Consider the following 25,328-nt stretch of genomic DNA (forward strand, 5'->3'; position numbering starts at 1 on the left):
TTGGCGGGCGGGCGTTCACCGCAGACAGGGAGCTATCGTGAAAAGCTAGCTCTCTGTTTCCGAATAGTGCGTCGATCGATTTGTGGCTAGATAGCCACCTCAACCATAATCGACGGGCAAACCCGCTCAACGCGAGCAGTGCATTGTATCTTTTGTCACTTCACGGGGAATTGCGCTTGTATTGCACGGGATAAAGGCGCACCCCCGACCCGTCACCACGCGGCTTCCGGGAGTCTTCGGTGATGAGAACGCCGGTTGGGCTCCCCAATCCCCAGAATGAATGGAGCCGCACATGCATCGCAATCTAGATATTTTCAAGGATCCTTTGTTTTGGGGCACAATGATGATCGGCGTCTTGCCAGTTGTCTTCGGTGGAGCGCTTCTCGTGTGGCTGCACTGAGAACGCAGGGTTGAGGCAACGGCCCGCGGTCCGGGCCGCGAGTACCCCTTGGCCGGCTTAACTCCCTCGCCCCCTGGCGCAAGGAAAGTGCCGCTCCATGAAGATGGCTCGGCAATTTCGCAGGCAGGCGACAACGCCAAGCGCCTGGCCGCGAGCGACGCGGATTGAACGGTGGGACAACGAGAACACGTTCCTTGAGCAGCGCCGCACAGTTTCTGCAGTGATTATTTCGCAGCGGCTCCATGGGACGGCGGACTCATCGCTAGGAACTGGCGTTCAGCCGGAACGTTTGGCACCGATAGTGCGATTTTACTGCGAGGGGCTGCCCGCCCACGCGCGAGGATATCAAGATGAGACATCGAACCGTCGAACGTCGAGAAACGACCGCAGCCGAGCGCAAGGCCCGCAACGCATTCCGAGCGGAAGAGCCGAAGAACACTATGACCGATTATGCCAAAGCCGAAAAAGCGTTCCACGAAAATCGCGAGCGGCTCAAATCGGAACGGCTGGCACGGGACTCCGGAGTGCCCGTCCAGCCTTCAAGAAAAGTTCGTTCCAAGAAAGTCCGCCAGGTGACGCCGCGAGATCTCCCGGCGGGACAAACGAAGCACGCGATTGTTCGCGAGTGGGACCTCTGGACAAAGACGCAGCCTCTTGAGGGAAAGGCGACCGCGCGCGACGCGCGAAAGTTCTTTCTCGAGCTCAAAGCCAAGCGCTTCCCCACGCTGCTGGACTTTCGGTCGGGCTCCGCCGACAAATGGCAGGTTGTCCACGGCTGGCTAATAGATGAGCGGGGCGTCTCCGACTAGAGGCAATTCGGAGCCGCCTTCGATCGCGGTGTGGCACAACTGTTCGTGAGGATCGCGAGCGGCCGCGCATTCGCGTGAGATGTGCGGCTTCGAATGAGAATTTCTACGCCAACCGAAACGGAAGAGGTCACCAACTGAGACCTAACAGTGCATCGTCTCTTTCTGCGTAGCCTGTGGCGCAGCGGCTGCCCGTCCGACCGTCGGCACTGTCATTAGGTTTCGAACCCTAAGTTCGCTCGACGAGCCCGGTCGGGAGGCCGCGCCGGCGAGATTTGTGCTCTTCAGCTGAGTGGAACGACGCCCCGGGGAAAGCTATGAACTTGGTTATCTTCTAGAGGAAGAGGCCGTGGCCGAGTCGGCAATCAGTAACGACCACCATCGCGCTTCTGTTGCGTGAGCCATTCCGATAAGGTCTTTGGTGTTGATGCTGAAGTCGTGCGATTTAATTGGTTCGGCATTGCTTTGAGATTGTTCTGGTTACCTTTCTCTGGGCTTTTTCGCAGAAGCTCCGCTGAGCCCGTCTCGATGACTGCCTTTGAAGCAAGGGCTAGTTTCTCGGCAGCCTCTTTTTCGAGACGCAGTTTTTTCAAGCGCGCCATCTTGTCGCGCTCGGCTTCTGCTTCAGCGCTGTGGGGTAAAAGCGTCTTTTGGTGAGCAAGCTCGGCCGAGACCAACCCGACGATTGTTTTTTCGCCAAGAGCCTTGCAGGCTTCCAACCGGTGCAGTCCCTCGACGAGAACGAAGCGGTCTTCGTCGGGCCGAACGACAATGGGAGCTTGTCGCCCGATTTCCAGAATACTTTCCGCGATTTCTTGAACGAGTTCAGGCTTGAGAGCTTTTTTTCTCTTCACGGGAACGTAAATCTTGTCGATTGGGAAGCTTTCCGGTTTGGGCATAGCTTGTACTCCGTAGTGACTGAGCCCATCCAAACCACCCGGCGCCGGTCGGAGGATTTTAGGGATGAAGCGCTCTAGCGCCAAGGCAATCTCTTCGAGCCTGCCAGGAAGGTCATATACTCCTTCCGCTAGCTTACCGCGACGGACGCCGGTAGCACTCGTTCCGACCACTCCATTTTGGGGCGGACGATTGGCTGTTTTTGATGTTCTTCGCAAGATGAGCCCCTGCGTCAGATCGAGGCCGCCGAACTCCTTGTCAATGCAAACAATTTTTCGGTCAGCGATGCGTCAGCCATATTGGCCGGCACTCCCCAGGCCCAGCTGATCACGCCACAGACGGTTGAAGGGCATGACGGCCGAAGCTATTGCCCGCATGGAACGCGAACTTTCACGATTGCAGGAAGCGATATCTTCGATCCAAGACTCGTACGGCCAGGATCATCTCCTCTTTGTGCCGAGTTCTCGATCGACGGCGATCTGCGACACGCCGGCTATATCCAAAATTGGATTGGTCTCTTGAAAGCCGATAGTCGCGCGTTCTTTGCGGCATGCAGCCAAGCGTCAAAGGCGGCGGACTACTTGCGTCACATCGCGCTGACCGAACCGGCGGACGTCGCTGCGTGAGGCGCCGCCGCGTCCCATCGCGAGCGCGCCCTTAAGGCGTTCTTCGACATCCACCCACTGACTGGCGCCACCATTGAGGTGTTCTTTGCTGACCGATCGCTTGAGACGTTCGGTTGGCGAGGTGCTGGCTGGTTCTGGTGGCCACGTCGGCGCGGGTTCGCTCCAGCCGGTGCAGCAGTTGGCCCGTTTCCTAATGGGTACGCTGCGTACCGGAATGCGATGGCCTCGTCAGGCACCACGGAACTCGCGGGACGCAACACAATTCCACCACCGCGGCTCGCCTAGCGAGGAACAGTTTAGGTTGCAAAGCGGTTGCAACGCCGCTCGTGGCGAACCGACCGAGCGAAGCCTTCTCCGAATTTTCAATGATGTTTCAGAAGGTTAGATGGTGCCAGGTTAAAATTTGACGCCCCTATTTTATCCGACAACCATTAGCGAGATAACTGGACATCCATCGAAGCCGCAGGAGTTAATTCGATGGTTGCAGAGAATAACAGCCGGTTCGCCACCGATCCGCTTTTGAACGAGAAGGAAAGCGCCGAGATTTCGGGCGTGTCGATGCCGACCTTCTGGCGCTGGGTCCGCGGTGGCGTTGTGCCGAAGCCAATCAAGCTGGGTAGGCTCAGCCGGTGGCCGCGATCCGAAATCTACGGCGTGATCGAGAATGCCGCCGCTGCGCGCCACGTCGCCGCCTGACCGATCCGGCATGCCGGCCACGAAAACGCCCGACATTCCTGAGAACGCCGGGCGGGTCGCGAATTAGAAATTGCACCGTAGCAGTTGCAATTTAGATCATCGACGCCGCTCGTGCAACCACACGAGGGCACATGTCTGAATTCACCCCGAAGTTTCCGCGCACAGTCTCTGGGGCCGAGTGGCGCGCGCCGCTTGACCACCCCGAGATCGAGGCCATCGCGAAGCGCTTAGATCATCTCTATCGGAACTTCTCGCTTTCCGAGGCGCATCGCGCGGAGATGATCGTTCGATACTCGTATCTCGTCAGGGCAGACGAGGCGATCGATCGCCTCGTCACCTCGATCGCGGAGTTTTCCGGCAGCATGGCGGCCGACGTCCGGCCTCTTGGCGATCCAGGGATCAGGCCGAAAAAACCGACCTGCGGCGGCGGCTCTGCTGGCGACGGGCTGAACGCGGCGGTCGGTTTCGCGCTGCGCCTGGCGGCATGGGTGCAACGATTGGAGGACATCTACGGCGTCACAGCCTGGCGCAAGCTCGGCGAGATCGTGAACCGCGACGAGGGCGAGGTCCGCGACGCGCGCGGTGGCGCGCCGCAGCCGGGCGACGACATATGAGGCGCGCCGTGACTGATCTCCCGCCTGCCGCCCCTGACTGGACGAACGACCTCCCGCCGGTGTCCGCCTATGAGGCTGACGGGCGGATCGACTTCGGAGCGGGCAAGGCCGCGCCGGTCGCAGCGGAGAAGGCGGCCGAGAAGCACGCTGCTGCCTCTGCCGGTCCTGGCCCGCAGGCCGCGCAGCCAACGCGGGTCAACGACGTTAATGCGGTGGAGTTTAGACGGCAACTCGGTGCCGACGGTGAGGCCCCTATTCTCGATCCGCGTGATCCAATGCCCTCTGCGCGTGCGCTGCTCGCTGACAGGTTCACGGCTGACAGCCTGCCCTCCATACACCACTATCGCGGGACCTTCTGGCGCTGGAATGGTTCCTGCTACCGCGATGCCGACAGCGATAGCGTCCAGGCGAACATTTGGCAGTATCTCGACGGCGCGAAACGCTACGGCAAGGAAGGCGAGAAGATCGATTTCCAGCCGAATCGGGGTGAGGTCGAAAACGTCGCCGCCGCCTTCAAGGCTGTCTGCAACCTGCCCGGTCATGTTGAAGCCCCGGCATGGCTAGGTGACGTGCAAGGGAAGCTGCCGCCTCATGAGCTATTGCCTGTGCGCAACGGGCTGCTGCACCTCCCGAGCGGGCGACTTGCAAAGCCATCGCCCGCGTTCTTCTGCATGAACGCGTCTGACGTGACGTTCGATCCTCGTGCGCCCGAACCGAGGGAATGGCTCCATTTCCTCGATATGATTTGGCCGGACGATCCGCAGTCTGTTGAGACGTTGCAAGACATCTTCGGCTACTTGCTGTCGGCTGATACTTCCCATCAGAAGATCCCCCTCATCATCGGTCCTAAGCGTTCCGGCAAAGGAACTATTGCTCGCGTGCTGACGGCCCTGCTGGGCCAGGACAGCGTTACCGCGCCGACGCTCGCCAGCCTCGCAATGAATTTCGGTCTAGCCCCCTTGATCGGCAAATCCGTTGCAATTGTCGGCGACGCTCGCTTGAGCGGGAAAGTCGATCAGTCGGCTATCGCCGAGCGTCTGCTGTCAATCTCAGGTGAGGACAGCATCACGGTAGACCGAAAGTTTCAGTCCGCATGGACTGGCAGGTTGGGCGTTCGATTTGTCGTAATGTCTAATGAGTTGCCGCGTCCCTCCGACGCCTCGGGCGCGCTAGCGAGCCGGTTTGTTGTGCTTACAATGACGCGGTCGTTCTACGGGCAGGAAGATCGCGGGCTCGGCAATCGGCTCATGGCTGATCTGCCGGGCATTCTGAATTGGGCGCGGGAAGGATATCTGCGGCTGCGGAAGCGTGGCTACTTCCTGCATCCGGATAGCGCGCGCGACGCGTTCGAGGAATTGGAAGAGTTGGGTTCGCCCATCTCTGCATTCATCAAGGCGCGCTGCGTGGTCTCGCCCGGCTTACAGGCCGTTGCCAATGACATGTTCGTCGCATGGCGGGATTGGTGCGAGGCGAACGGACGACGGGAAGCCGGCACAGTGCAGAGCTTCGGTCGCGATCTGCGGGCGGCGGTTCCAGGATTGCGGATTGCGCGCCCCCGCGTGGATGGCTCGCAAGTCCGATACTACGAGGGTATTAGGCTGCTCAGTGAAGGCCCGCCGCCATCGGTTCATGATTGGTGAACGACGAGCATAAATGGGCAGTGGCCTAGTTTCGTGAGTTACGAGCTTGTTCGATGCGAGCTCTCGCCACCGAAAAACAAAAATCAATAATGAGATCGGCGATCTGATTGGCCTCGTCATCGCTCATTTGTCGCAGAGTAGATGGCACCTTGCCTTCCCCCGGGTGTCCTTCGGCGCGGGCCGTAAGTCGGTCCATGATTTCGCGATAGTCAGCCTGCATCTCCGGATCGTCGTCGAAATCAGAAATTCGTACCGGATGAAAGCTCAGGTAAGCCGAGTGCAAGCGCTCCTGCATCGGGCCATTGCCCGCGAGCGAATAGATGGCAGTCGAAAACTTTTCCAACACGTAATTGAGATCGGCCATTGTTCTTCTTCTTCCCAAGAAAGGTTGGCGGCCTCGTTGTTCGAGACTTTGAGCCGCAGTGAGACGCGACTTTCTTTACATACACGCGCGAGAAAAAGGAAGAATGTAGGGCGATATATACAGAGGCATATTCTCTAGGGGACTACAATGCGGTGTGACGCGTCTCATTGCGGCTCGACGTGGGGTGCTGGTGGAAATGGGATAGGTTCAGCCAAGAGTGTCAACAAGAGACCTTCAGCCATGTTAGTGAAGCGGAGCCAGTCAAGGCGGCCGCCAATTATTGTCCCCACCGAGGAACTAGCGTCTGCTGAATATTCAGCGCCCCTAGCTACCCAGCGATCCTTGGCCCGGCCGATGCCTTCAAAATAATCGATGACGTGCTCACGCATGTCTCTCAAATCCTTGATGTCCGATCTGGAAAATTCATCGAGCGAAGTAAAATCCACACCCTCGCAGAGTCCCAATCGCGCTACCCACTCGCGATGCTCGCAAACCTTGTTGGCTGCGATGGCGAAATAGTGATGTTCGCAACGAACCATCGCAGAGGCTATCCGTCTCTCCATCCCGGATGCCGAAGACTTTCGCTGCCGTTCTGTGGCTCGCTCTATCTTCTTGCCCTGCTCAATCGTGCACGCCGTCCATTGGACCAACCCTTCAAAAGCCATGAACCGCTCCTGATCAAGCGTCATGATCGGAGTTTTTGTGTCGTTTTGCCTCGCCATGGCCGTCGCCTTCTTGTTCCCACAGCCGCGAGCAGAATCACCTGTCACCGCGTTTCCCGCGATCTTAGCAAAAACTTGGTCCGAGTGGTGGCGGCAACCATTGGGTCTTACGTCTGCAAAAGTAGCAAACGTTGCAGACAGTTCGGATATGGCAAGAGGATCGGCACCAGGCGAACGGCGCGGTGGACGGAGGGCGGGAACGCCGAACCGTGGGACGGTTCTCGTTCGCGAGCGTCTGGACGCCTAAGACGCAGAGCCAGCGATCGAGCTTGTGAAGATCGCCCGCGCTGCTGAGGCGGCTGGTGAGCTGGCCCTTGCGGCTGATTGCTGGGGCAAGCTGGCAGCCTTCGTTCATCCGAAGCCGCGCCCGGTTGAGATAGACCCGGATTCGCTAGTCGATCTAGAGCGCCGCATCGCCCGAGTGAGGCTTGAGGAAGCTTCCAATGCCGTCAAAGACAATCCGCTACTTGTCGGCCTCGCCGACAGGTTGGTGCGAGCGAAGGATCGACAGGACGCATTGGAAGCCGCAACATTTCCGCAGCCAGCGCCGCCGCCTGTCGAGGCAGCCTCTTCGACCATCGCCGGTTATGCCGCGGCAGAAGCTCCAGCGCCACAGAAACAGGCCGCCAGTGACCTCGAGCCGCCCGACGCACCACCACCACCGCCGAAACCCGCGTACCGCCCGATCATGCCGGGCCAGGAGCCTGTTTCTTGGCCGTCGTTCTCAGCCACTGCACGCCACGATTACGATCCACTCAACGACTGAAAGGCGCCTATCATGGCAACAATCGCCGCCAACATCACGACAATCCAGACCAACGCCGCGACGCTCGATACGCTGATCGGTCAATTCCGCACAGCCGCGGCGGCGATCAAAGCGGCGGAGGACGACATCCGGGCGCAACAGCCGTTCGCCAGTCATGACGTGCGCGCCGGCCGGATCAGGCTGTGGCAGTACGCGCTCGCACTGATCGATAATCCCTCGGCGAACGGCGGCCAGACGATTGCCGCTCTGGCGTCGGCAGCGTGGAATGGTGTCTCGTGATGATTGAACCGACCATGACAGTCAGCCAGATCGAAGCGCTGGTCGCGGATGCGCGAGCGCCTCTCCATCCTGGACAAGGAAGCTCAGGACTTGGCGATGCCCGCCGTGTCCGGCGACCAGGACGCCGCCGCTTTGCTCGCTCGCATCAATGCGCAGGTACAGCAGATCACTGCCGATCTCGCTGTCCTAGAGCGCGCAAGGCTCACGGCCGCGCAGCAGCAGAGAGAGGCGAGCGAGGCGAAGGCTGCGGCCGATCGAGCCTTCCGCATGGCTGAGGCCCGCGCTTCCGTTGCCCGGCTGATCGAGATCGCGCGGCAAATCGACCAGGCGCAGGCGGCCATGTTGCCGGCGCTCAGTGAGCTTGCCTCGATCGAGCGCGCGATTTGTGCGTCGCTGCGGCTGGCGGGCGCGTCGCCAGCCGGCGGGATTGTCGGTCAACGCGATCTGGCAGGGCTGGCGATGGACCGGCTGACGCTCGCCGCGCAAGGGCGAACGATGTTCCTCTCAGATCAACGTTGCGTCGAGGAGGTCGCGATTGACGCCTGGCGTGACCTGTTGGCGAACGAAGACGAACTCTAAGGACGCACGATGTCTGATCCCGCACATATTCTTTTTCCGAGTGACGCACCGAAATCGCAGAAAGCGCCCGAATGGTTCAAGGCAGAGCAGAGCGCCGCGACCGCGTGTCTTGCTGGCGTCCATGACAACGGTGTTGCAGCGGCGAAGGTGCCGGAGCCTGGCAAGGCCGGCAGCCCTGCATCGCCTGCCGGTTCGGCCGACGTCACCAAGCCCGAGGCTGTCCTGTTCAAGGATGGCGCGGCTGATCTCGGCGCAAAGGCGGTGACGGAAATACTCGATGGGTTCGCAAACGCGAGTATCGGAGATGGAGACGGCGGCGTGCGCGCCCGTGCGATTGAGGCTGCGCGGGACGGCCTCCTGGCCGACGCGAAGGCTCACGGCATGGATACCGAGGAACTGTCGGAAGCGGTGGCCATCCTGAAAGAGCGCCAATCGGACAGCATCACGGAGCCGACGCCGGAGGTCGCCGAGCAGCGCATGGCGGAAGCGCTGGAGGCGTGCCGCGCGGAGAATATCTCCGATGCTGATCTCTCGCTCGCCCGCCGTTTAATCGCAGATATCGAGAAGGTCGCGCCTGGAACGGTGGCCACCTTGGAGAGAACTGGCAGCGGCAATGACATCAGGCTAATCCGAAAAGCGGTTGCCGAGGCGAAGAGGCGCGCGTACCGGTGAGCGAACCGATCCCGTGCCCATGTTGCCGCCAGCCCGTGCGCGTCCCGTCGCTCGACATCGTGATCGACCATTGCAAGGTTCGGCCAATGGAGGCGCGCATTCTCGGGGCGATCTGGAAGGGTAAGGGTCAGCCGGTCCAAACCGAAGTGATCTTGGACGCAATGGATCGAGGGATCGATACAAAATCGCACACGTATGACGACATGAAGATCACGCTGCACGATCTGCGCAAGCGCCTGAAGAGTGTCGGCATCACGATCCCAAATGTGGGATATGCCCGCGGCTATCGCATCGTCTTTGGAGGGCAGTAGTAGCGGGCCGCTCTGGCGGCGGCCTTTCTCACTTCCGGTGCTTGTACAATTCGGCCTCAGCTTTCTTTAGCTCGGCGTCGGCTTCTTTCCACTCTTTGGAGCCTGGGCGCATTTTGTCCCTGGCTTCGCGCCACGCTGAAACATTCTCTGTGTATGCCTGGTCAGTCATTGAGCACCTCGTTGAGCCACAAGAGCTTATTAGGACACTCCAAAATTCAAGGCACTATGAGCCTCGTCTTGCCGCGGCGCTGATTCGGAGGACGTCAATCGGAAAGAATCTTGTGTTCACATCTTGCGGCAACTAGAACGGGCGTTATGTTGTGCCCCGACACCGAGATAGCCGAAGCGTGTAGGGGACACCGGGTGGCTATTTAAACTCCCAAAAATCCCCGCCACTGCTGGCTCAACGCGCGATGTCGGCTAAGTTAGGACCCCGCGCAAGAGAAGGAGGACACCATGACGGTGTTACTCACTCTCGAAGCCAGCCAACCGAGTGGGAAGACCTTTCGTCTTGGTATTGGATGCAACTTGCATCTGGCTTCGATGATCGCTCTGCTCTCACGGTTGTTCTGATCGACGGAAGGAGCCTCTCGGAAACGAGGGGCTCTTTTCTGTTTAGAACGTCCCATCGTCAGCGCGTTCCACCGCCGGCGGATTTGGATTCAACTAGGCCCGACCAATTGGTTGTTCCGCTGCACCCGAGCACAATATGCGATGAATGAGGCTTCCGCGTCGGGACCGCGGGCCTCATCCACGAACTTTTGCATCCGCTCATCGGTGACGCTGGTTTGCCCGTGGGTCAGGTGGCAATTGAATGCGATAATTGCCTCCGCTGGCTCGATCAGCTTCGTCGGATTTGCAGCCAGATTTGCTTGTGTGCAGGCTTCGAGAACGCCCTGATAGGTGATGCGCAACTCATGCGCGTCCGTCGCCGAGCCGATCAGGTCGTCAAAGTAAACCGAGACCATGACACCCCGGTTCATCGCCTCCTCGATCGACGAGGCAATTGCCGACCGCCAAAGCGCCAGACTAGCTAGGAGCGGGGACTGCTTGAACCCGATCGGCAGAACGTATTTCGGCCCGCCCTCGTACGGATTGCGTACGGTCGACCACGCCGCATAATCGCGCGCCGAGTGAAAGCCCAGTTGACGCAGCATGTGCGCCACCCTGTTTCGAGAGATCGAATAGAAGAAGTTTTTGAGGTCGACGCGGAAGAAATATCGATTGGTTCGGTGCTCGTGGAGCGCCGCCACATGTCCGCCGCTGCGGTAGTGGAAGAAATAGTGCGGCAACTCGATTTCAGCGGCAAATTTGAGGAGCGTATCCCCTCGTCGATCGCATTCCGCGTTCGGGACGAAGATGTGTTTCCCGCGAGACGTATAGCGTTCGTTGAAGTTTTCGAGCATCGCAGTTGGCGACCTTATCCAGGATCTCAAGCACAGCCTTGGCCAACCGTAGAACGGCAGTCAAGACCTGCAGGGTCACCTGAATAAGGCGCGCCCGACGTGCGAATTTCTTCGTCATCGAACAACTCCGTATTCCGCCCGTCGACTACCCGCGATGCCAGTTTTGGAATCGCCAACCGAGAGAGACCCATTGCGTAACAATAGATACCCCTAAGGCGTGCAGGTAACGTTACGTAACGTTTCGAAACATGCAGCCACGCGAAGCAGGTCATCGCCAACGTGCGTGTCGATAGGATGGTAGGTGGCTAGGTCGATCGCAAGGGGGCGCATCCTATAATCCACAGTAGCGGCATAAATGCCACCATCCCCCAAGCCCCAGCCGCGACTTGACTGTATCGCGCGTTGCGAACATCGCAACGGATGTTGCGATCTTGCCCACAGACGCAACGGGACCGGCGCTGTTACTCTTTCCATGGCCGAATGGTTCGGCTGAAGGAGATCAGTGCAATGAGCTTTCACCATCTCGAATTCGAAGCGGCCAAAATCCTTGTCACGCTGGAGGACATGAACTCCGCCAAGACGGCGAAGGCGATCGCCGCCGCCCGTGCGCTCGCCGACGCGTTGGCGGACGCTGCGGAGGCAGGCGATAGCTCTGAGAAGATAGCCGCGTGAAGCAGCAGTCTTTCTGATCGTGGCGCAAGAGAGCCCGGCCAAGTGCCGGGCTTCGGCTGGCCCAAATCGTAGTATCGGCCTCAAGTCAAAAATGGTCCGCGCCAAGGGCCACGCCATTGCGCTCGGCTACAAGCCTGACGTAACCCCGCAGCACATTCTCCCTGAATGCGTACCAGGAGTTCCGCTTGCGGACGATGATGCCGCCGTGTGCCTGATCGCACAGACGATAGAGGCGAGTGCGGAAGCGCTCGATGTCCAGCGGCTTGCGCCCCTTCGGCTTCCGATGGTCCATGATCGGAAGATACGATCTCTCGTAGATGTCCTTGATCTGGCGCTCCAGATGGGTTGATTCCGCGATCGACCAAAGGGCTTCCTCGTAGTCCTCGGAGTTCGTCGTCTTCTGGATGGCGTAGTTATAGGCTTCACGCAGCGGGCTCTCGGCGCGCTCAATCGCGCGGCTGATGGCCTTGTGAAAGTCATCGCTGGAGGCAGCCGTGCTGGTCTTCTGGTGGTCGAATATCTCCCACAACACGTTCTCGGCGATCAGGTGCACATAGTACGGGAAGCCGTCGCTGATCTGGCTGATGCGGATGAGGAAGTCGCGATCAACCTCGAAGCCGAGCTTGGCCGCGGCGTTTGTTACGATGGCCCAGCGGGCATCATAGGAGATCGGCGCCAGTTCGAACCCCGTAATCGCGCGGCTGGCCGACAGATGGCTGCCGATGATCTCGTCCAGCGTCTTGCCGATCCCGCACATCACCAGCTTCAACGGCAGGCGCATATCGTGCATGGCTTTGATAAGTTCAGCCAGCTTGGCCTTCACCTCGTGGGATTCGATGCGGTCGATTTCGTCGATGACGATGATCGGTTCGTCAGGCTCGCGCGTGGCAGCGGCTTCCTTAATGAGGTTGGCGGCGTGGTTGATGCTGGTCAACTTCTCTGGGATTAGGTATTGCCCTGGTATGCCGACCTTGCCCTCAACCTTGAACAAGCCGACGTTGATGCCAGCGGTGCCGCTCAGCTCGCGCGGCTTCTGCAAATAGGTCTTCTCGACCAAGGCACCGCACACGTCCCCGACGATGCCTTCGAAGGTCGATTTTTCGTCGCAGCCGACCCACGGTGGATCAGCGCCTAGATATGCCTTCGCGGCCGTCAGCGCGATCGAGGTTTTGCCGATGCCGCGCTCGCCGTGAATGAAGATGTGCATGCCGGGTGAATGCAGCGTGCGCCGTATATCGCGCAGGATCGGTTCGCGCCCCTGGAGTAGTTCAGGTACGTCGATGGGCTGCGCTGGACGGATATTCTGTTTCAGGATGCTGACAAACTCGTACTCAGCGAGCACTTGCGATCACCTTCATTGGGAAGGTGCCATGTTAGCCTAGATTCGCTCTGCGAAAGGCCCTGCTCTCGATTACTCCCAGCACATCAACAGAAGCGAACACCTGCCGGTGCGGAGAAGCCGGTTGCTTTGAATCCTCCTCAGGGACCACAGAAGCCCGGCCGAGCGCCGGGTTTGACGGCCGCCATACGCGCGGCGGCCCATCGCGCATCGAACTGTGTAAGCAGGTGTGTAACACGCCCCCGTCGTTCGATTTATCTATTTGATTTTATTGTAGTTTTCGCTATAAAATGGTCGAACCACCGACACTGCGATTTTCAGACGCATCGAACGACGGCCCCTCGATGTAGCAGTCAGCCGGCTTGCCTCCACGGTTGACGTCCACCCAATCCGAGCGGACTCGGGGCCGGCGAAATTTGGCGGGTGGCCGAAAAAACGTGCGTTTCGATGAGCTGCGGCGGTCCCTCAAGGTACATTATGGCGCTTCCTTTAGGCTGCGCTTTGGCTGCCCCTGGTATTTATAGGCGAACTGCTTGGGCATCGGCCCTTTATTGCGGTCCTTGCGTCCGATCTGCTCCCATGCATGCGCCAGGATGCCTACCGCGCGTGACAAGCAGAAGATGCCGCGGGCTAGGGGTGCAGCAACGCCCAGCTCGCCGTAGATGACTGCAGTGGCTCCATCGATGTTCATCGGGATGAGCTTGCCTTTGCGCTCGTCCATGACGCGCTCGATCGAGCGCGCAGCGCTGGCATAGCGACCGCTGACGGCACCGTCACTGATCGCGGCATCGACTACTGCGAGCAGCGGTTCAGCGCGCGGGTCGACGGGATGAAATCGGTGACCGAACCCCGGCAGATATTTGCTGCGGGTGGCGGTGAAATGGTCGATCGCATCAGCGGCAGCCTCATCGAGGTCCTTGGTCTCGCTGCGTCGCAGGACCTCGTCAAAGAGCTCGATCGCCTGCTCCCCCGCTCCGCCATGCACGTCGTCGAGCGTGTTGATCGCGGATGCCATCGCGCCGTTGAGCGGCAGCCCACAACTGACAGCCATCTGCGCGATGGCGATGGAAGGTGCATGCGGACCATGATCCACCGATGCAACCAGCGCAGCCTGCAACAGCCGCTCCTGCGCCGGTGTGGGTAGCTCGCCGCGCAGCATCAACCAGATCATCGCGGGGAACGAAATATGACCAATCAATTCCTCGATCGTGTATCCGCGGTAGGCGATCCGCCCGGGGACGATGTCGCATATGGAGGTCCGCCACCAATGGGCGGCCTGCTCTCGCAGCTCCGTTTCGCTCATTCTGTTTTCCAATCTCGTCAGCCTATGTCCGGCCGAAGCTTGCTTGCGCGCAACTCCCTGCCCGTCACGCTGCTCCATCCGTCGCTGGGCGGCCCCGCGGAAAATGCGCTCCTCCTTGACGTGGCGTTCCGGCGGCACCGCTTGCGATGAGGTGCTCAATTTCCGGATAGGTATAACCGAGCCGAACCAGCCATCCCTCTGTGTCCGCACCGAGCGACGGGGGGAGCGCGGGGACAGGAAACGCCTTATCCAGCCGAAAACCAGGGCGCGTAATGCGTAATGGCGGTTCGCCAGCCCTGTCGAGCGGCAGCGTCTCGACAAAGCCGCGCTCCAGCAACTGCGGCTCCCGCAAAACTTGCGGAACGGTCAGCACGCTGCCGGCAGGGACGCCGGCGGCATTCAACAGCGCCTCCCACTCCTCCGCAGGCCTGCAGCGCAACGCCGCGTTCAGCTCATCGCTAAGCGCCCCTCGGTTCAGTTTACGTGCTTCGCGCTTTGCGAAGCGCGGATCTGTCTTCAGATCCGGCCGGCCGATCAGATCGCAAAGGGTCCGGTACTGCTTCTGCTCGTTGGCGGCTACATTCAGCGGGCCGGTCGCGGTGCGGAACGTGCCGGAGGGTGCGGCCGTGAAGTTCTCGTTCCCCATCGGCTGCGGCTCGACTCCGCCGTTCAGGTGATTGGAAACCACCCATCCCATGGCCGCGATTGTCGCCTCCAGCAGCGACACGTCGATGAAGCGGCCCCTGCCCGTTTGCTGTTGCTCGACGAGCGCCGCGGCGATGGCAAAGGCGGCCGTTAGCCCGGCGATGGTGTCGGAGATCGGGAAGCCGGTCCGCAGCGGAGCCGTGGCTGCATCACCAGTAACACTCATCGCGCCGGAAAGGCCCTGGACGATCTGGTCGTAGGCCGGGCGGGCGGACCAAGGACCGCTTTGCCCAAAGCCTGAGATCGCACAATAGATGAGGCGCGGGTTGCGCCTGCACAACGCGTCGAAACCGAGACCAAACCGCTCCATGACCTTGGGCCGGAAGTTTTCGAGAAGGACGTCGGCCTCGGACACCAGCCTGAAAAACACTTCCCTTCCCGCTTCAGACTTCAGATCGAGCGCCACCGACTGCTTACCGGCGTTGACGGCGACGAACGAGAGGCCCTGAAGGCGCTCTGCCCTTTGCGGATCGGCGCCAAGGCGCCGCGCGAGATCGCCTCCATTGGGGTTTTCAACCTTGATAACCTCCGCGCCAAGGCGCGCGAGATGGTAGCCGCAGAACGGGCCTGCCAATACGTTCGACAGGTCGAGGACACGGATGCCGGTAAGCGACAGGGACATCTGACGAGGCCTTCTTTGCGGTATCTTCTGCCGCTGCGGTTGTTATTTCAGTTGCTGGGCCGCACTCTCGGCGAAGCGATTGGTGAAGGTTTTACTGAGGTCGATGTTGGCCGCGGCGATCCTGGGGTCGAAATCGCTCAGCACAGCCAGGGATACCTTGGCCGCCTCGGCGTCCATCAGGCCGGTCTGGGAAAACAGCGCCGTCGACGCCTTTAGGACGTCGATGTTCACCTCGCGATCATCGGTCTTGTATACACCTCCATCATTGGCCGAGCACATGTTCAGGCTCCATGAGCCGGCGCTGCCGCCAGACCAACAACCGCTTTTCGGCACGATCGACGAGCGCGTCTTGCGCGACCACGAATGCGGACAGCACGATGATACCGGCGAACACGTCGGTCGCATCGAGCACCCCTTCGGCCCGCGCGATCAGACGCCCCAACCCGGCGGATGAGCCGAGATATTCTCCACTTCAGCGCCAAGCAGCGACCAGACTTGCCCAGAAACACGAGCCCGAGCCCCACGTTGTCCTGCGGTCTTCCACGGCAGTAGGCCCTCCTGTTGGAGCATGTAGCCGCACTGATCATTCAGTCTCCTGAACGTCTCCCGACGCAGGTTTTAAGAGACCTGTGACAGTGTTCAGGATGGTGGACTTACCACAACCGGTGGGCCCACGACCGCAACGAACTCCGCGTCGCCTACCTGGAGGTTCATGCTTTTGACGGCGATGAATGCGCCGAAGCGGATCATCACCACGCGCAAGTCAACGGCCCGCGTTGGCTGCTCCTTTCCATCGTTTCACTTTTCAGAACTCGTTCTGTTATGTGCAACCCATAGTCCCGTGTGAGAGAAGAGTCAATCTATTCTGTCCTACAGAACCGCCTTCCCGCTTCTGTAATGGATTCTGACGCCTAAATCTGATAGTGGTTCTACTCTGCAGAACTGGGGGCAGAGATGAGCAAGACAGGAGTTGACGCGGTCAGGAGAGCGCTCGCGATCCTGAAAAGTTTCAACGCGGAGCGGTCTGCGATGACGCTGACGCAGATTGCGGAGATGACGGACCTCTACAAGAGCACAGTGCTGCGATTGGCCTCTTCGTTGGAGGCTGACGGCTTTCTCGTCCGCGGCGCGGACCGGTTGTTTCGACCGGGACCTCAGTTGTGGCGTCTTGGGGCGCTTTATCAGCGCGGTCTGGATCTTGGCGAAGTCATCCGGCCATCGCTTCGTCGACTGGTTGAGGCAACGGGGGAAACTGCATCCTTTTATGTTGTAGATGGCGACGAACGCATCTGTCTTTACCGCGTCAATTCTCTACGTTCAGTTCGACATCATCTCGAAGAAGGCCAGCGATTGCCGATTGATCGCGGCGCCGCCGGGCGAATTCTCACTGCATACCGCGAGCCAGCGAACGCAGAAGGGAGGAAGATCCGCGATAGAGGCTTTTATGTTTCGATCGGAGAGCGGGAGCCGGAGGCGGCCGCGGCGGCCGTGCCGTTGATGGACGTACACGGCAAACTGAGGGGCGCCCTTTCGGTATCAGCGATCAGGACGCGCTTTGATGCCACCGCCCGCAAGACGGCAATCGATGCTCTCAAATCGGAAGCCAAGGCCTTAGCGGGGTTGCTGCCTGCGAGCGAACGCTGATCAGTGAGGGCGTCCGCTTTTGCGCCATTTGTGAAGAAGTCGACGCGGCTTCGGCAAAGGCTGGCAGTGTCTTATGGCGCAGCATGAGGCAATCAGGCACCTCCCGGCCGTTCAGAGGACAGAGCAGCCACGTTGAACGATCGAGTACAGAGATGATGGACGCAGACGACATTCACATTCAATTCGATGCGCCCGCCATGCTTCGCAAATGGCCCTCCATAAACAGTGAGCGTCGTGCAGACAGAAGCACTTATCTGCTGGCGGAAGGCACGCTGGACGACTGCATACGAGAGTTTATGACCAAGCCTGAGGCCACACGTCATCTTTATGAAATCCACACAGCGCCACAGCCTCCGCTCATAACGGAAGTCTTGTCAGCCGATCACATCGCGGAACTCGCCAGATTGCGAAGTTTCCTCTGATCGGGATGTTCTTGTCGGCACTCCTGGGGCGAAGGTCCGCCTCAAAATCGGCGAGTCTCAGGTCAATGACAACAATTCCGCTTCGCCCTCGAAAGCAGAGCTAGCGTAGGCGCCGCTTTCGTCCTTAAGAGCGGCTGCCCGGAGCATCGGTTCTTATTCAATCAGAAGCGATCATGCAGCTGCCCGCGGCGCGCCTTGTCGCCGACCGTCTCAGCCGCGAACTGTCCCGGTCCGCGCGGCGGGCCCTCGGGCTGCCGTCGCCCCATCGCCATGATGGCGGTGCCCATCGCGCTCGAACTGAGGGTGACGATGAAGCCGAACAGTAGCAGCCCGAGCGCGACGCCGGGGGTGTGATCGGCCAGGATGAGGTCTCGTATGTTGCCGGGATTGAGCAGCATAAGGCCAGCGACCAGGAGCACCGCCAGCGACACGCCCGCGGCAAAGTTGATCGCGAGCAGCCGGAACAGCGGCGCTTCCAAAACAAGGGACCGGCGCGGCGACGGCGCCTCTTCCTGCATGTCGTCCTCCATCGCAAAAAAGCCTATCGCATTTTTCGACCGATCGAGCGCCGGCTCGCCTGGTGAAAGAAGTCGATTGCGAAACGGAGCCCGGTTCTGACGACAACCGATATGGCCTCGTTTTCTTTCCTCATTCAGCCCGCTCGCGGCGTTCACACCATGCGTCAATCAAGCATCAGGCGGACGACAGGCACCTCACCGTCCTCGAAATTGCCGACTTCGGACTCCGCAACCGGAGGCGCTTCTTGCGCCGGATCATATTACGAATGCCGGCGATAGCACCACTTTGCCGGCGACATTCGGACGCGCGCGGACCAACTCCGAGCGTCATCGTGACCATTTTTTTGCAGCTTTGTGACCGCCTACGCCGGATTGCGACGCTTGCGCTAGCAGCATACCAAAGCTCATCGACGTCGCCGCCACATAGAGCGCCCCTCGGACGTTTAGAGATACGTGAAGTCGGCGATCGACTCTTGGTTCGGAGTCTCGAGTTCCAACCCGTCGTAATGAAATCTGCGGTCGTGCAGTTGCATTTCGAGAGCCGCTATTGGATACACTGAAGGCTCGCTATGCTGGTCGAGGAAGTGCCAGAGAGCAATCTATTCTTGACCTGTCTATTGCCCCTGCGGCAACCACTAGACGCTCGCAAACTCCTGACATGGGGGCTCAAATGTTCATCAGGCTTGAAAGCGGTGTTTCTCACGCTGACGTCTGTCTCCATGGTGGTGAGCTGCACAGCTGGGTCGCCGGTGGCCACAAACTACTTTGGCATCGGGATCCTGTCTGGTGGGATCAATCATCGCCAATATTGTTTCCGATTGTCGGGTGGACCAACAGGGGTTGCATTCGTGTTGATGGGGATTCCCGTCCGTTGAGCGTTCATGGATTCGCGAGCCAACGTGTATTCTCTGTATCGAGCTGGAAGGCCGCAAGCGTTACACTTGCGCTGACGAACAATCCGGACACCTTGAAGGTCTATCCGTTCTTATTTCGGCTGTCCGTGACGTATACACTCGAGGATACGGCATTGACCGTCGCGTTCATGATCGAGAATGTGGATCGTCGAAGCATGCCTTATGCACTCGGCTTTCACCCGGCCTTTTGCTGGCCATTTAACAGTGTGGTCCGGGACGACTACATAATCCAGTTTGAAGCCGAAGAGAGTCCCATCATCCCCGTGATCACAAGTGATGGACTCATATCGTCGCGGACACGCCACATACCGATCAAGGCAAGGAAGCTCCACTTGACCGACGAGCTCTTCGCATCGGATGCGCTTTGCTTCCTCAACGCCAAAAGCCGTTCGTTCAGCTTGAATGCCGGCCACGAGGGCTCCAGTATCGTACTGGAAGCATCCGGCTTCCCACATCTGGCGCTTTGGTCCCGGCCAGGAGCGCCCTTTGTTTCCATGGAAGCATGGACAAGTCACAGCGACCCTGAGGGCTTTGTCGGGGACCTATCCGAAAAGCCTTCGATGCGCATGCTCGCCTCGGGCGAAACCGCAAGTCACTCAGTTCGTCTTCTGTTTCGCGAGGCGAGCTGATGGTTTGTGTCTCCCCAGCCCTGGCCGTCTCGGATGTTTGCGTCCAGCCGAACAGTGCGTCGTGTGAGGTTGGAGATCGCGGCGGCCTCTAGGACCCTATCACCAGTCCCCTCGCCATATCGCACGCTGGAGCGCGCCCCTCGCGAGCGCGGTCTCGAAATGGCGGACCAGCGCCTCATGCTGGGTTTGGAGGAATCGGCAATTCGATCGAGTCCATTGAGGAGTCACCGTGCCAGATCCGGATGGTGTCGCCGTCTAGCGGATTGCTTTCGAATTTCCATCTCGAACGGATCCTCACAGCAGAGTCTCCAGCCCACGTCAACAATTGACGCACGTGGATGGCGCCAGGCGAGAGATACCTGGGCTGCTCGCTCGCGACCATTCGCAGTGAAACCCAGAAATCTGGCGGCGATGCTGACCGTGGACCAAACAGCATCTAGCTGAGCGAGCTGAATCGTCGCTTTGGGAAGCTCTATGCTCGTTCGCTGACTCAAGGCGGCCCATCTCCACCTCGCAAGGTCTGCTCAAATTGGTTGAGATGAGATTTTTATTGATCTCCCCGTGCGCACGCCGTGCACACGCCGCCTACTAACCAACTGAAAATATTGCACTGTCGCTCATCATGGCCAAACTTGAGCGAGCTAAAGCATGGCTTGGTACGCGTTCAGCAAAATTGGTCACACCAAAAGATGACGCGAAAGGCCAGTCACCGGAAAATGATCCCTATGTTCTTCTCCGATCTCACCGTCTCACAATGATCCTCGGCTCTTTCAGCTGTCCCATAATACTCGAAGCTTTCTTGGCTTTCACTGGAGAGACGAGCGAGCGCCGTGGTTGAATGAATCGACGCAGAGCTTTCTTCCCTGCCACTCGTTTTTATCTTGCGGTCACCAACCTGGTGTCGAGAACCAAATTCACGGAGGCGGATGTAAGGCGCGCGCTGCTCCGAAAGCACGCCGCCGTTAGCTGTACGAGACCGCCGATGTTGATGCAATTTCGGCCGCGGAGAAGGATGAACAGCCGAGCACGGGAGGGATCGATGGCGATGACGGATGAGCCGCGCCAGAAACGGAACCTGATTCCGTTGAAAAAGGCGTTGGAACGGGGCGGTTTCGGCCGGACCAAAGCCTACAAGCTGATCAAGAAGGGAAAGATCATCGCCTACAAAATGGAGGGCCAGACCATGGTCGATGCCGATTCCATCGACGCCTATCATATGACCCTCCCTCGCATTGAGCCGAGTACATGAAGAAATACGCTCTAGTGTTCGGACGAGTTTTCTTTCCAGCGTCCGATCCGATAGTGAGCTGCGCTGAGCGTCTACGCCCTCGGGTACATCGCGCGAGGTCCTGTAGCCTCGGCGATCGTCCCGCAATCTGAACTCATCCAGAGGCAAGCGAAATGACCACGCAATCGTCACATGTTAGCCCGATCCTGGTGACCGGCGCGGCTGGCGCTGTCGGTTCCATTGGCCGCAATCTCACCGAAATGCTGCTCGCCAAGGGGGCCAAGGTGCGAGCCTTGGTGCGCCGAGAGGATGAACGCGCCGGAGCCCTGCGCCAACTCGGCGCGGAGGTCATGCAAGGCGACCTCACCGATCTCATAGCGATGCACCGCGCGATCGAAGGTTGCGCGCGTGTCTATTTCGGCATGTCGGTCTCGGCCGATTACTTGACGGCCACAGTCAACACCGCCGCCGTGGCGCGCCACCACGGTGTCGAAGCTTTCGTGAACATGTCGCAGATGACCGTTACGCAGATGAGGATCACCGAGAGCACCGACAGCCCGCAGCACAAACTGCACTGGCTGGCGGAACAGGCCTTGTCCTGGTCGGGCCTCCCGGTCGTCACCATGCGGCCCACAGTTTCCCTCGAAGGGTTCTTCCGGCTTTTCGCTGCCCCGGGCGTGCGGGACGCCGACGAACTGGCGCTGCCAATGGGCGGCGGCAAAACCTCGCCGATCTCGGCTGTGGACGTTGCGCGCGCAGTATCGGTCGTCCTCGAGGATCCCACGCCGCATATCGGCCAGATCTACAATCTGACCGGCTTTGAATCGGCCGATCTGGAGAACTACGCGCGCGTTCTCCGAGGCGCTCGGTCGGACGATCCGCTATCGCGACGTGCCCCTCTCCGGCTGGAGTGAAAAGCTACTGGGGCGGGCGTGCCGGCGCACATTGTCAAGCACCTCTCCGGGATGACGGAGCTGAACAAGCAGGGCCGCTACGACCGTATGACCGACGACCTGTTCAAACTCACAGGGCAGGAGCCGATCAGCATGTACGACTTCGTCAAGCTGCACGCCGCTGAATTCACGCGGGATGGAACCGCGGCTTGAGCAGTCCGTTCGGCGGGGCCGGAATCGTCATTTCGTCACAGGCCTATTGGCTCAACCATACGGTCAATCGCGCGTCGTTAGCTTGGCGACGCAACGATGAGGCACCAGCCTCGACGTCGAGCTTCGCGAAAACCTTGGCTGCGAGACATCTCCTCTACGCTCCAATCCCAGGGCATCAGTTCGGGCTCCAACCGATGGTTTGGCGCAGGAAGGCATAACCAAGCGATATGAATGCAGCCATGTCGTCATGGTTCTTGCCGTAGCTGTGCCCGCCGGTGGCGAGTTCGTAGAGATAGGCATCGTAGCCCATGGCCTGCAGCTTCGCGACCATCTTGCGAGCGTGGCCTGGGACCGCCCGGTCGTCGCGGCGGCTGGTGGCAATCAGGATCGGCGGATAGGGGTGGCCGGGCGCAGCCACGTGATAGGCGGAAATCCCGGCGAGGAAAGCCCAGTCCTCCGGCTTGTCGGGATCGCCGTATTCATCGGTGATCGCCGGTCCGATAGTGTGCTTGTGGTAGCGGCGCATGTCGATGACCGGCATCGTGCAGAAAAGCGCGCCGAACCGCTCCGGATAGCGTGTCAGCATGTTGGCGATGAGAAGGCCTCCGTTGGAGCCGCCTTCTGCGGCGATGCGGCTGGGACGGGTGACGCCGCGGCGGACGAGATCGGCGGCAACGGCAGCGAAATCGTCGTGCGAGAGCCGTCTCCCTTCGCGGCGCGCCGCCTCGTACCAGGCATTGCCGAATTCGCGTCCGCCGCGAATGTGAGCGATCACGCTGCTGCCGCCGCGTTCGAGCCACAGCTTTCCAACGGCTGGATGATAGAACGGAACCATCGATATTCCGAAGCCGCCATAACCATAGAGATGGACCGGCGCATCCCGGTCTCATTGGCGGGACCCACCTGTGCACAGGGAATGCGCGTGCGGTCCGATGACACGGCTTCATGCCGGGTCATGACGAGCCCGGTTGTGTCGAAGGCCTTCGGTGCGCGCTTCAGCAATTCCGGTGCCGAGCCAGTCGTTATGAGATATAGCGATGGCGGGGTCAGCGGATCATGAGCGGCAGCGAGGAGATCGCCATTCGATTCCTCGGGGCAGATATCGAAGGGCCAGAGGTGCACGGCGCCAAGGTCCGGCAAGCCGGTGATTACCTCCCGCGACAATTCCGGTTCGGACGGCGTGAGCACTTCGAATGTGGGCCTGAGGTCATCAAGGATCGACAGCACCAGCCGACCGCCGCACCAGAACAAGGCCTGCAGCGCACGACGGTTGCCCGGCTCGAACAACCGCGCGAAGCGGCGCTCGCCAGCCAGAAAGGCCGAAAGCGATATGCCAATGACTGTGTCGGCATTGTAGGTCTCGCCGCCAACGCTCCAGGACGTTCGGGGCTTGTCGCTCAACGCGTACCAGAACGATACCCCGCGCGAGAACGCCTTCAACCAAACCGACTTCATCTACAAGACGGCGACGGGACCGGTCTTTCATACGGTCGCGTTCGGCACAGAGTTCGGTCGGGAGACCGGCTTGTCCAGGCGCGACTCCGGCATCTTCCCCGACATCGGGAACAGGGCCTTCGATGTCGTCAATCCATTCAACCCGACCTATTTCGGACCGGTATTGTTCACCCACCTTCCGAGCGACGCCAACAGCAAATACCGGCTGAATATCGCCTCGGGCTATGTGCAGGACCAAATCGAGGCGACCCGCTGGCTGCAATTCTTCCTCGGCGCCCGCTACGACAGCTTTGATCTGTCGGCGTTCGATTTCAACACCAACATCAACCGTAGCAGGGTCGACGAGAAGGTCTCTCCGCGCGTTGCAATTATCGTGAAGCCGATCGACAACCTTTCGATCTACACCGCCTACAGCACCTCCTTTTTGCCCGCGTCCGGAGACCAGTTCAGCGCTCTGAGCCCGGGGACGCTGATCTTGCAGCCCCAGAAATTCGAGAACACCGAGGTCGGGGTCAAATGGAACATCCAGCCCAAGCTTCTGTTCACGGCGGCCCTGTACGAGCTCAATCGCACGAATGTGCCGATTGCTGATCCCAACAACCCGGGCTTCTTCTTCCCCAGCGGCGCCAACCAGATCCGTGGTTTCGAGACTGCGATGACGGGTTACGTGACGCCTGATTGGCAAACGACCTTCGGCTACGCCTATACCGACGCGCGCGTCACCAGCGATACCTCCCCGACCATCGTGTCGGGAAACCGGGTGCAGCTCGTGCCCTTCAATCAGTTCGCCTGGTGGAACAAGTATCAGATCAACTACCGATGGGCTGCTTCCCTCGGCATCATCTACTTCTCGGATTCCTTTGCCTCGTCCGACGACACGGTGCGGCTCCCGGGGTTCTGGCGTTTTGATGCGGGCTTGTTCGCAAAGATCGACGAGACATGGAGCGCCCAACTCAATGTCGAGAACATCTTCAACACTGGCTATTGGGCGACCGCCGACGGCAACAACAACATCTCGCCGGGCCAAGGTCGCACGTTCCGTGTGCTGGCACGGGCGAGGTTTTAGGTCCGCTGTTGGTCGCAAGGCGTCTCGACGCCGGAACAACGTCGGTCAGCGTGGGGCCGTAGGAACGCCGCCCCGCGTTTGCCGTGCCTCACGCATCGGCGGTTGAAAGCCACCAGCCGTCACCCGCAAACCAGCAGCTATCATCGGGCAATCCGCCGAGCCGGAGCCAACGCACGCGATCCCAGTCCTTCGAAAACGCCTCTGTTAATCGACGACCCGCCTCCTCGTCTTGAAGGCCTACGCAGCCGACGAATGCGGCCCGACTGACAAACTTCGCTGGCCACGCGGAGCCCCGGTCGGGACGCGTGATCAGCAGCATGCCTCCCTGCACTCCCTGCGGAGCTAACGGAAACAAGAGGCGCCCTCCGGGCCGCAATGCGTCGAGCCACATGCGGCTTGGCTGCGCGGCGCCAGCGCAAACGTAGATCAGGTCGGCTTGCGGCAAGTCCGACGCGATGCCCGATTGCGTTCGCACCTCCGCCTGATGCACGTCCCTGAGATTCTCGCGGGCACGCGCCGCAAACACCTCGTCGATCTCATAGCCGTAGACCCGGCCATCTGCGCCGACCAGATGCGCCAGGATCGCGGTATAGTAGCCGCTGCCCGCTCCGACCTGCACCACGGTCTCGGCCTCCTTGATGTTGCAGGCTCCCAGCCAATAGGCATGTGCGCTGGGCATCCCGATATTGATTCCGCGCGCGTGATCCAATGCGAGGAGCAGGTCTTGGTAGAGAAATGCGGGATCATCGTCGGGCGTCTGTACGTACGGGTAAGCGCCGAGGTTCAGCCACCACGGCCCAGGTCCGGCGAAAGGCTCGCGTTTCACCGAGCGAAATGCCTCCTCGATGCGCGGATCATCTAGCTTGGCTGCGGTGCAAATCAGTTTGGCATAGAACGAGCGATACTTTTCCGACCCATCCACCATAA

At 59.9% G+C, this 25,328-nt stretch carries 29 protein-coding genes and 2 pseudogenes; 18 read left to right on the top strand and 13 right to left on the bottom strand.

Features of this window, described 5'->3' with window-relative positions:
* The first annotated feature begins 840 nt into the window (after positions 1-840).
* Entirely contained in the window at positions 841-1,209 is a 369-nt protein-coding gene (locus J6497_RS25130) for a hypothetical protein (protein WP_225707054.1), read from the top strand.
* A 362-nt stretch (positions 1,210-1,571) separates the two neighbouring features.
* Here J6497_RS25130 and J6497_RS25135 read toward each other — a convergent pair whose 3' ends face one another.
* The gene (locus tag J6497_RS25135) at positions 1,572-2,105 is read right to left on the bottom strand and encodes a ParB N-terminal domain-containing protein (RefSeq protein ID WP_225706970.1); all 534 of its coding nucleotides are present in this window, start codon (positions 2,103-2,105) and stop codon (positions 1,572-1,574) included.
* Between the two features lie 297 nt (positions 2,106-2,402).
* Between J6497_RS25135 and J6497_RS25140 the strand changes: the two genes are divergently transcribed.
* From J6497_RS25140 to J6497_RS25155, 4 genes are all read left to right on the top strand, one after another.
* Positions 2,403-2,729, top strand: coding sequence for a zincin-like metallopeptidase domain-containing protein (locus J6497_RS25140; RefSeq protein ID WP_225706971.1), 327 nt, complete (start codon positions 2,403-2,405; stop codon positions 2,727-2,729).
* 477 nt (positions 2,730-3,206) lie between these two features.
* Positions 3,207-3,425 (top strand): helix-turn-helix transcriptional regulator, encoded by a 219-nt coding sequence (locus J6497_RS25145; RefSeq protein WP_225706972.1) that lies wholly within the window; start codon positions 3,207-3,209, stop codon positions 3,423-3,425.
* A gap of 131 nt (positions 3,426-3,556) precedes the next feature.
* Entirely contained in the window at positions 3,557-4,039 is a 483-nt protein-coding gene (locus tag J6497_RS25150; RefSeq protein WP_225706973.1) for a hypothetical protein, read from the top strand.
* Positions 4,036-5,679 (top strand): DNA primase family protein, encoded by a 1,644-nt coding sequence (locus J6497_RS25155; RefSeq protein ID WP_225706974.1) that lies wholly within the window; start codon positions 4,036-4,038, stop codon positions 5,677-5,679. Before J6497_RS25150 ends, J6497_RS25155 begins: the two co-directional genes overlap by 4 nt.
* Before the next feature lie 25 nt (positions 5,680-5,704).
* Here the strand turns inward: J6497_RS25155 and J6497_RS25160 are convergent, their stop codons facing one another.
* Both J6497_RS25160 and J6497_RS25165 read right to left on the bottom strand, forming a co-directional pair.
* Positions 5,705-6,043, bottom strand: a complete 339-nt coding sequence (locus tag J6497_RS25160) for a hypothetical protein (RefSeq protein WP_225706975.1) — start codon at positions 6,041-6,043, stop codon at positions 5,705-5,707.
* Between the two features lie 164 nt (positions 6,044-6,207).
* Entirely contained in the window at positions 6,208-6,765 is a 558-nt protein-coding gene (locus tag J6497_RS25165) for a hypothetical protein (protein ID WP_225706976.1), read from the bottom strand.
* 271 nt (positions 6,766-7,036) lie between these two features.
* Here J6497_RS25165 and J6497_RS25170 point away from each other — a divergent pair, with 271 nt between their 5' ends.
* The 5 genes from J6497_RS25170 to J6497_RS25190 all read left to right on the top strand — a co-directional run bounded on the left by J6497_RS25170 (position 7,037) and on the right by J6497_RS25190 (position 9,372).
* Positions 7,037-7,531 carry a hypothetical protein gene (locus tag J6497_RS25170; protein ID WP_225706977.1) on the top strand — a complete coding sequence of 165 codons (495 nt, stop codon included), beginning with the start codon at positions 7,037-7,039 and terminating at the stop codon, positions 7,529-7,531.
* Positions 7,532-7,543: 12 nt separating this feature from the next.
* On the top strand, positions 7,544-7,810 hold the full coding sequence (locus J6497_RS25175; protein ID WP_225706978.1) for a hypothetical protein: 267 nt from the start codon (positions 7,544-7,546) through the stop codon (positions 7,808-7,810).
* Positions 7,811-7,858: 48 nt separating this feature from the next.
* Positions 7,859-8,389, top strand: a complete 531-nt coding sequence (locus J6497_RS25180) for a hypothetical protein (RefSeq protein ID WP_225706979.1) — start codon at positions 7,859-7,861, stop codon at positions 8,387-8,389.
* Positions 8,390-8,398: 9 nt separating this feature from the next.
* Positions 8,399-9,061 (top strand): hypothetical protein, encoded by a 663-nt coding sequence (locus J6497_RS25185; RefSeq protein WP_225706980.1) that lies wholly within the window; start codon positions 8,399-8,401, stop codon positions 9,059-9,061.
* 86 nt (positions 9,062-9,147) lie between these two features.
* Positions 9,148-9,372 (top strand): hypothetical protein, encoded by a 225-nt coding sequence (locus tag J6497_RS25190; protein WP_225706981.1) that lies wholly within the window; start codon positions 9,148-9,150, stop codon positions 9,370-9,372.
* 662 nt (positions 9,373-10,034) lie between these two features.
* Here J6497_RS25190 and J6497_RS25195 read toward each other — a convergent pair.
* Positions 10,035-10,778, bottom strand: a complete 744-nt coding sequence (locus J6497_RS25195; RefSeq protein WP_225706982.1) for a reverse transcriptase domain-containing protein — start codon at positions 10,776-10,778, stop codon at positions 10,035-10,037.
* Positions 10,779-11,285: 507 nt separating this feature from the next.
* Here J6497_RS25195 and J6497_RS25200 point away from each other — a divergent pair.
* Complete coding sequence (locus J6497_RS25200) at positions 11,286-11,450, top strand: hypothetical protein (protein ID WP_225706983.1); 165 nt, start codon at positions 11,286-11,288, stop codon at positions 11,448-11,450.
* Between the two features lie 85 nt (positions 11,451-11,535).
* On the opposite strand, the gene J6497_RS25205 is transcribed toward J6497_RS25200, so the two are convergent.
* From J6497_RS25205 to J6497_RS41610, 6 genes and pseudogenes are all read right to left on the bottom strand, one after another.
* Entirely contained in the window at positions 11,536-12,792 is a 1,257-nt protein-coding gene (locus tag J6497_RS25205; RefSeq protein ID WP_225706984.1) for an AAA family ATPase, read from the bottom strand.
* Positions 12,793-13,264: 472 nt separating this feature from the next.
* Positions 13,265-14,092: a citryl-CoA lyase gene (locus tag J6497_RS25215; RefSeq protein ID WP_225706985.1), complete on the bottom strand. Its 828-nt coding sequence runs from the start codon at positions 14,090-14,092 to the stop codon at positions 13,265-13,267.
* Between the two features lie 64 nt (positions 14,093-14,156).
* Positions 14,157-15,419 (bottom strand): CaiB/BaiF CoA transferase family protein, encoded by a 1,263-nt coding sequence (locus tag J6497_RS25220; RefSeq protein ID WP_225706986.1) that lies wholly within the window; start codon positions 15,417-15,419, stop codon positions 14,157-14,159.
* 42 nt (positions 15,420-15,461) lie between these two features.
* A complete protein-coding gene (locus tag J6497_RS25225) occupies positions 15,462-15,650 on the bottom strand; it encodes a hypothetical protein (protein WP_225706987.1) in 189 nt (62 codons plus the stop codon).
* 31 nt (positions 15,651-15,681) lie between these two features.
* Positions 15,682-15,888, bottom strand: a pseudogene (locus J6497_RS25230) (ABC transporter permease); the annotation flags it as partial.
* A 114-nt stretch (positions 15,889-16,002) separates the two neighbouring features.
* Positions 16,003-16,152, bottom strand: a complete 150-nt coding sequence (locus J6497_RS41610; protein WP_225707050.1) for an ATP-binding cassette domain-containing protein — start codon at positions 16,150-16,152, stop codon at positions 16,003-16,005.
* Between the two features lie 221 nt (positions 16,153-16,373).
* On the opposite strand from J6497_RS41610, the gene J6497_RS25240 reads away from it, so the two are divergent.
* Positions 16,374-17,063, top strand: a complete 690-nt coding sequence (locus J6497_RS25240; protein WP_225706988.1) for an IclR family transcriptional regulator — start codon at positions 16,374-16,376, stop codon at positions 17,061-17,063.
* A 152-nt stretch (positions 17,064-17,215) separates the two neighbouring features.
* Positions 17,216-17,485: a hypothetical protein gene (locus J6497_RS25245; RefSeq protein ID WP_225706989.1), complete on the top strand. Its 270-nt coding sequence runs from the start codon at positions 17,216-17,218 to the stop codon at positions 17,483-17,485.
* A 161-nt stretch (positions 17,486-17,646) separates the two neighbouring features.
* On the opposite strand, the gene J6497_RS25250 is transcribed toward J6497_RS25245, so the two are convergent.
* Complete coding sequence (locus tag J6497_RS25250; RefSeq protein ID WP_376708271.1) at positions 17,647-18,003, bottom strand: hypothetical protein; 357 nt, start codon at positions 18,001-18,003, stop codon at positions 17,647-17,649.
* A gap of 670 nt (positions 18,004-18,673) precedes the next feature.
* On the opposite strand from J6497_RS25250, the gene J6497_RS25255 reads away from it, so the two are divergent.
* The 4 genes from J6497_RS25255 (at position 18,674) to J6497_RS25270 (ending at position 21,880) form a co-directional block, all read left to right on the top strand.
* Positions 18,674-19,546 (top strand): aldose 1-epimerase family protein, encoded by an 873-nt coding sequence (locus tag J6497_RS25255; protein ID WP_225706990.1) that lies wholly within the window; start codon positions 18,674-18,676, stop codon positions 19,544-19,546.
* A 1,039-nt stretch (positions 19,547-20,585) separates the two neighbouring features.
* Positions 20,586-20,795, top strand: a complete 210-nt coding sequence (locus J6497_RS25260; RefSeq protein ID WP_225706991.1) for a helix-turn-helix domain-containing protein — start codon at positions 20,586-20,588, stop codon at positions 20,793-20,795.
* A gap of 152 nt (positions 20,796-20,947) precedes the next feature.
* Positions 20,948-21,688, top strand: a complete 741-nt coding sequence (locus J6497_RS25265) for an NAD(P)H-binding protein (protein ID WP_225706992.1) — start codon at positions 20,948-20,950, stop codon at positions 21,686-21,688.
* Between the two features lie 18 nt (positions 21,689-21,706).
* Positions 21,707-21,880: a hypothetical protein gene (locus J6497_RS25270; RefSeq protein WP_225706993.1), complete on the top strand. Its 174-nt coding sequence runs from the start codon at positions 21,707-21,709 to the stop codon at positions 21,878-21,880.
* Between the two features lie 175 nt (positions 21,881-22,055).
* Here J6497_RS25270 and J6497_RS25275 read toward each other — a convergent pair.
* Positions 22,056-23,311, bottom strand: a pseudogene (locus J6497_RS25275) (prolyl oligopeptidase family serine peptidase); the annotation flags it as partial.
* On the opposite strand from J6497_RS25275, the gene J6497_RS25280 reads away from it, so the two are divergent.
* On the top strand, positions 23,271-24,401 hold the full coding sequence (locus tag J6497_RS25280) for a TonB-dependent receptor (protein ID WP_225706994.1): 1,131 nt from the start codon (positions 23,271-23,273) through the stop codon (positions 24,399-24,401). The pseudogene J6497_RS25275 and the gene J6497_RS25280 overlap by 41 nt on opposite strands.
* Before the next feature lie 88 nt (positions 24,402-24,489).
* On the opposite strand, the gene J6497_RS25285 is transcribed toward J6497_RS25280, so the two are convergent.
* On the bottom strand, positions 24,490-25,326 hold the full coding sequence (locus tag J6497_RS25285; protein ID WP_225706995.1) for a protein-L-isoaspartate O-methyltransferase family protein: 837 nt from the start codon (positions 25,324-25,326) through the stop codon (positions 24,490-24,492).
* Positions 25,327-25,328: the final 2 nt, after the last annotated feature.

The organism is Bradyrhizobium cenepequi, from assembly GCF_020329485.1.
Lineage (GTDB): Bacteria > Pseudomonadota > Alphaproteobacteria > Rhizobiales > Xanthobacteraceae > Bradyrhizobium > Bradyrhizobium cenepequi.

Coding starts and splice junctions, on each gene's coding strand:
- J6497_RS25130 (WP_225707054.1), top strand. CDS start 841: ATGACCGATTATGCCAAAGCCGAAAAAGCGTTCCACGAAAATCGCGAG.
- J6497_RS25135 (WP_225706970.1), bottom strand. CDS start 2,105: ATGCCCAAACCGGAAAGCTTCCCAATCGACAAGATTTACGTTCCCGTG.
- J6497_RS25145 (WP_225706972.1), top strand. CDS start 3,207: ATGGTTGCAGAGAATAACAGCCGGTTCGCCACCGATCCGCTTTTGAAC.
- J6497_RS25150 (WP_225706973.1), top strand. CDS start 3,557: ATGTCTGAATTCACCCCGAAGTTTCCGCGCACAGTCTCTGGGGCCGAG.
- J6497_RS25155 (WP_225706974.1), top strand. CDS start 4,036: ATGAGGCGCGCCGTGACTGATCTCCCGCCTGCCGCCCCTGACTGGACG.
- J6497_RS25160 (WP_225706975.1), bottom strand. CDS start 6,043: ATGGCCGATCTCAATTACGTGTTGGAAAAGTTTTCGACTGCCATCTAT.
- J6497_RS25165 (WP_225706976.1), bottom strand. CDS start 6,765: ATGGCGAGGCAAAACGACACAAAAACTCCGATCATGACGCTTGATCAG.
- J6497_RS25175 (WP_225706978.1), top strand. CDS start 7,544: ATGGCAACAATCGCCGCCAACATCACGACAATCCAGACCAACGCCGCG.
- J6497_RS25180 (WP_225706979.1), top strand. CDS start 7,859: ATGCGCGAGCGCCTCTCCATCCTGGACAAGGAAGCTCAGGACTTGGCG.
- J6497_RS25185 (WP_225706980.1), top strand. CDS start 8,399: ATGTCTGATCCCGCACATATTCTTTTTCCGAGTGACGCACCGAAATCG.
- J6497_RS25190 (WP_225706981.1), top strand. CDS start 9,148: ATGGAGGCGCGCATTCTCGGGGCGATCTGGAAGGGTAAGGGTCAGCCG.
- J6497_RS25195 (WP_225706982.1), bottom strand. CDS start 10,778: ATGCTCGAAAACTTCAACGAACGCTATACGTCTCGCGGGAAACACATC.
- J6497_RS25200 (WP_225706983.1), top strand. CDS start 11,286: ATGAGCTTTCACCATCTCGAATTCGAAGCGGCCAAAATCCTTGTCACG.
- J6497_RS25215 (WP_225706985.1), bottom strand. CDS start 14,092: ATGAGCGAAACGGAGCTGCGAGAGCAGGCCGCCCATTGGTGGCGGACC.
- J6497_RS25220 (WP_225706986.1), bottom strand. CDS start 15,419: ATGTCCCTGTCGCTTACCGGCATCCGTGTCCTCGACCTGTCGAACGTA.
- J6497_RS25240 (WP_225706988.1), top strand. CDS start 16,374: ATGAGCAAGACAGGAGTTGACGCGGTCAGGAGAGCGCTCGCGATCCTG.
- J6497_RS25245 (WP_225706989.1), top strand. CDS start 17,216: ATGATGGACGCAGACGACATTCACATTCAATTCGATGCGCCCGCCATG.
- J6497_RS25250 (WP_376708271.1), bottom strand. CDS start 18,003: ATGCAGGAAGAGGCGCCGTCGCCGCGCCGGTCCCTTGTTTTGGAAGCG.
- J6497_RS25255 (WP_225706990.1), top strand. CDS start 18,674: ATGTTCATCAGGCTTGAAAGCGGTGTTTCTCACGCTGACGTCTGTCTC.
- J6497_RS25260 (WP_225706991.1), top strand. CDS start 20,586: ATGGCGATGACGGATGAGCCGCGCCAGAAACGGAACCTGATTCCGTTG.
- J6497_RS25265 (WP_225706992.1), top strand. CDS start 20,948: ATGACCACGCAATCGTCACATGTTAGCCCGATCCTGGTGACCGGCGCG.
- J6497_RS25285 (WP_225706995.1), bottom strand. CDS start 25,326: ATGGTGGATGGGTCGGAAAAGTATCGCTCGTTCTATGCCAAACTGATT.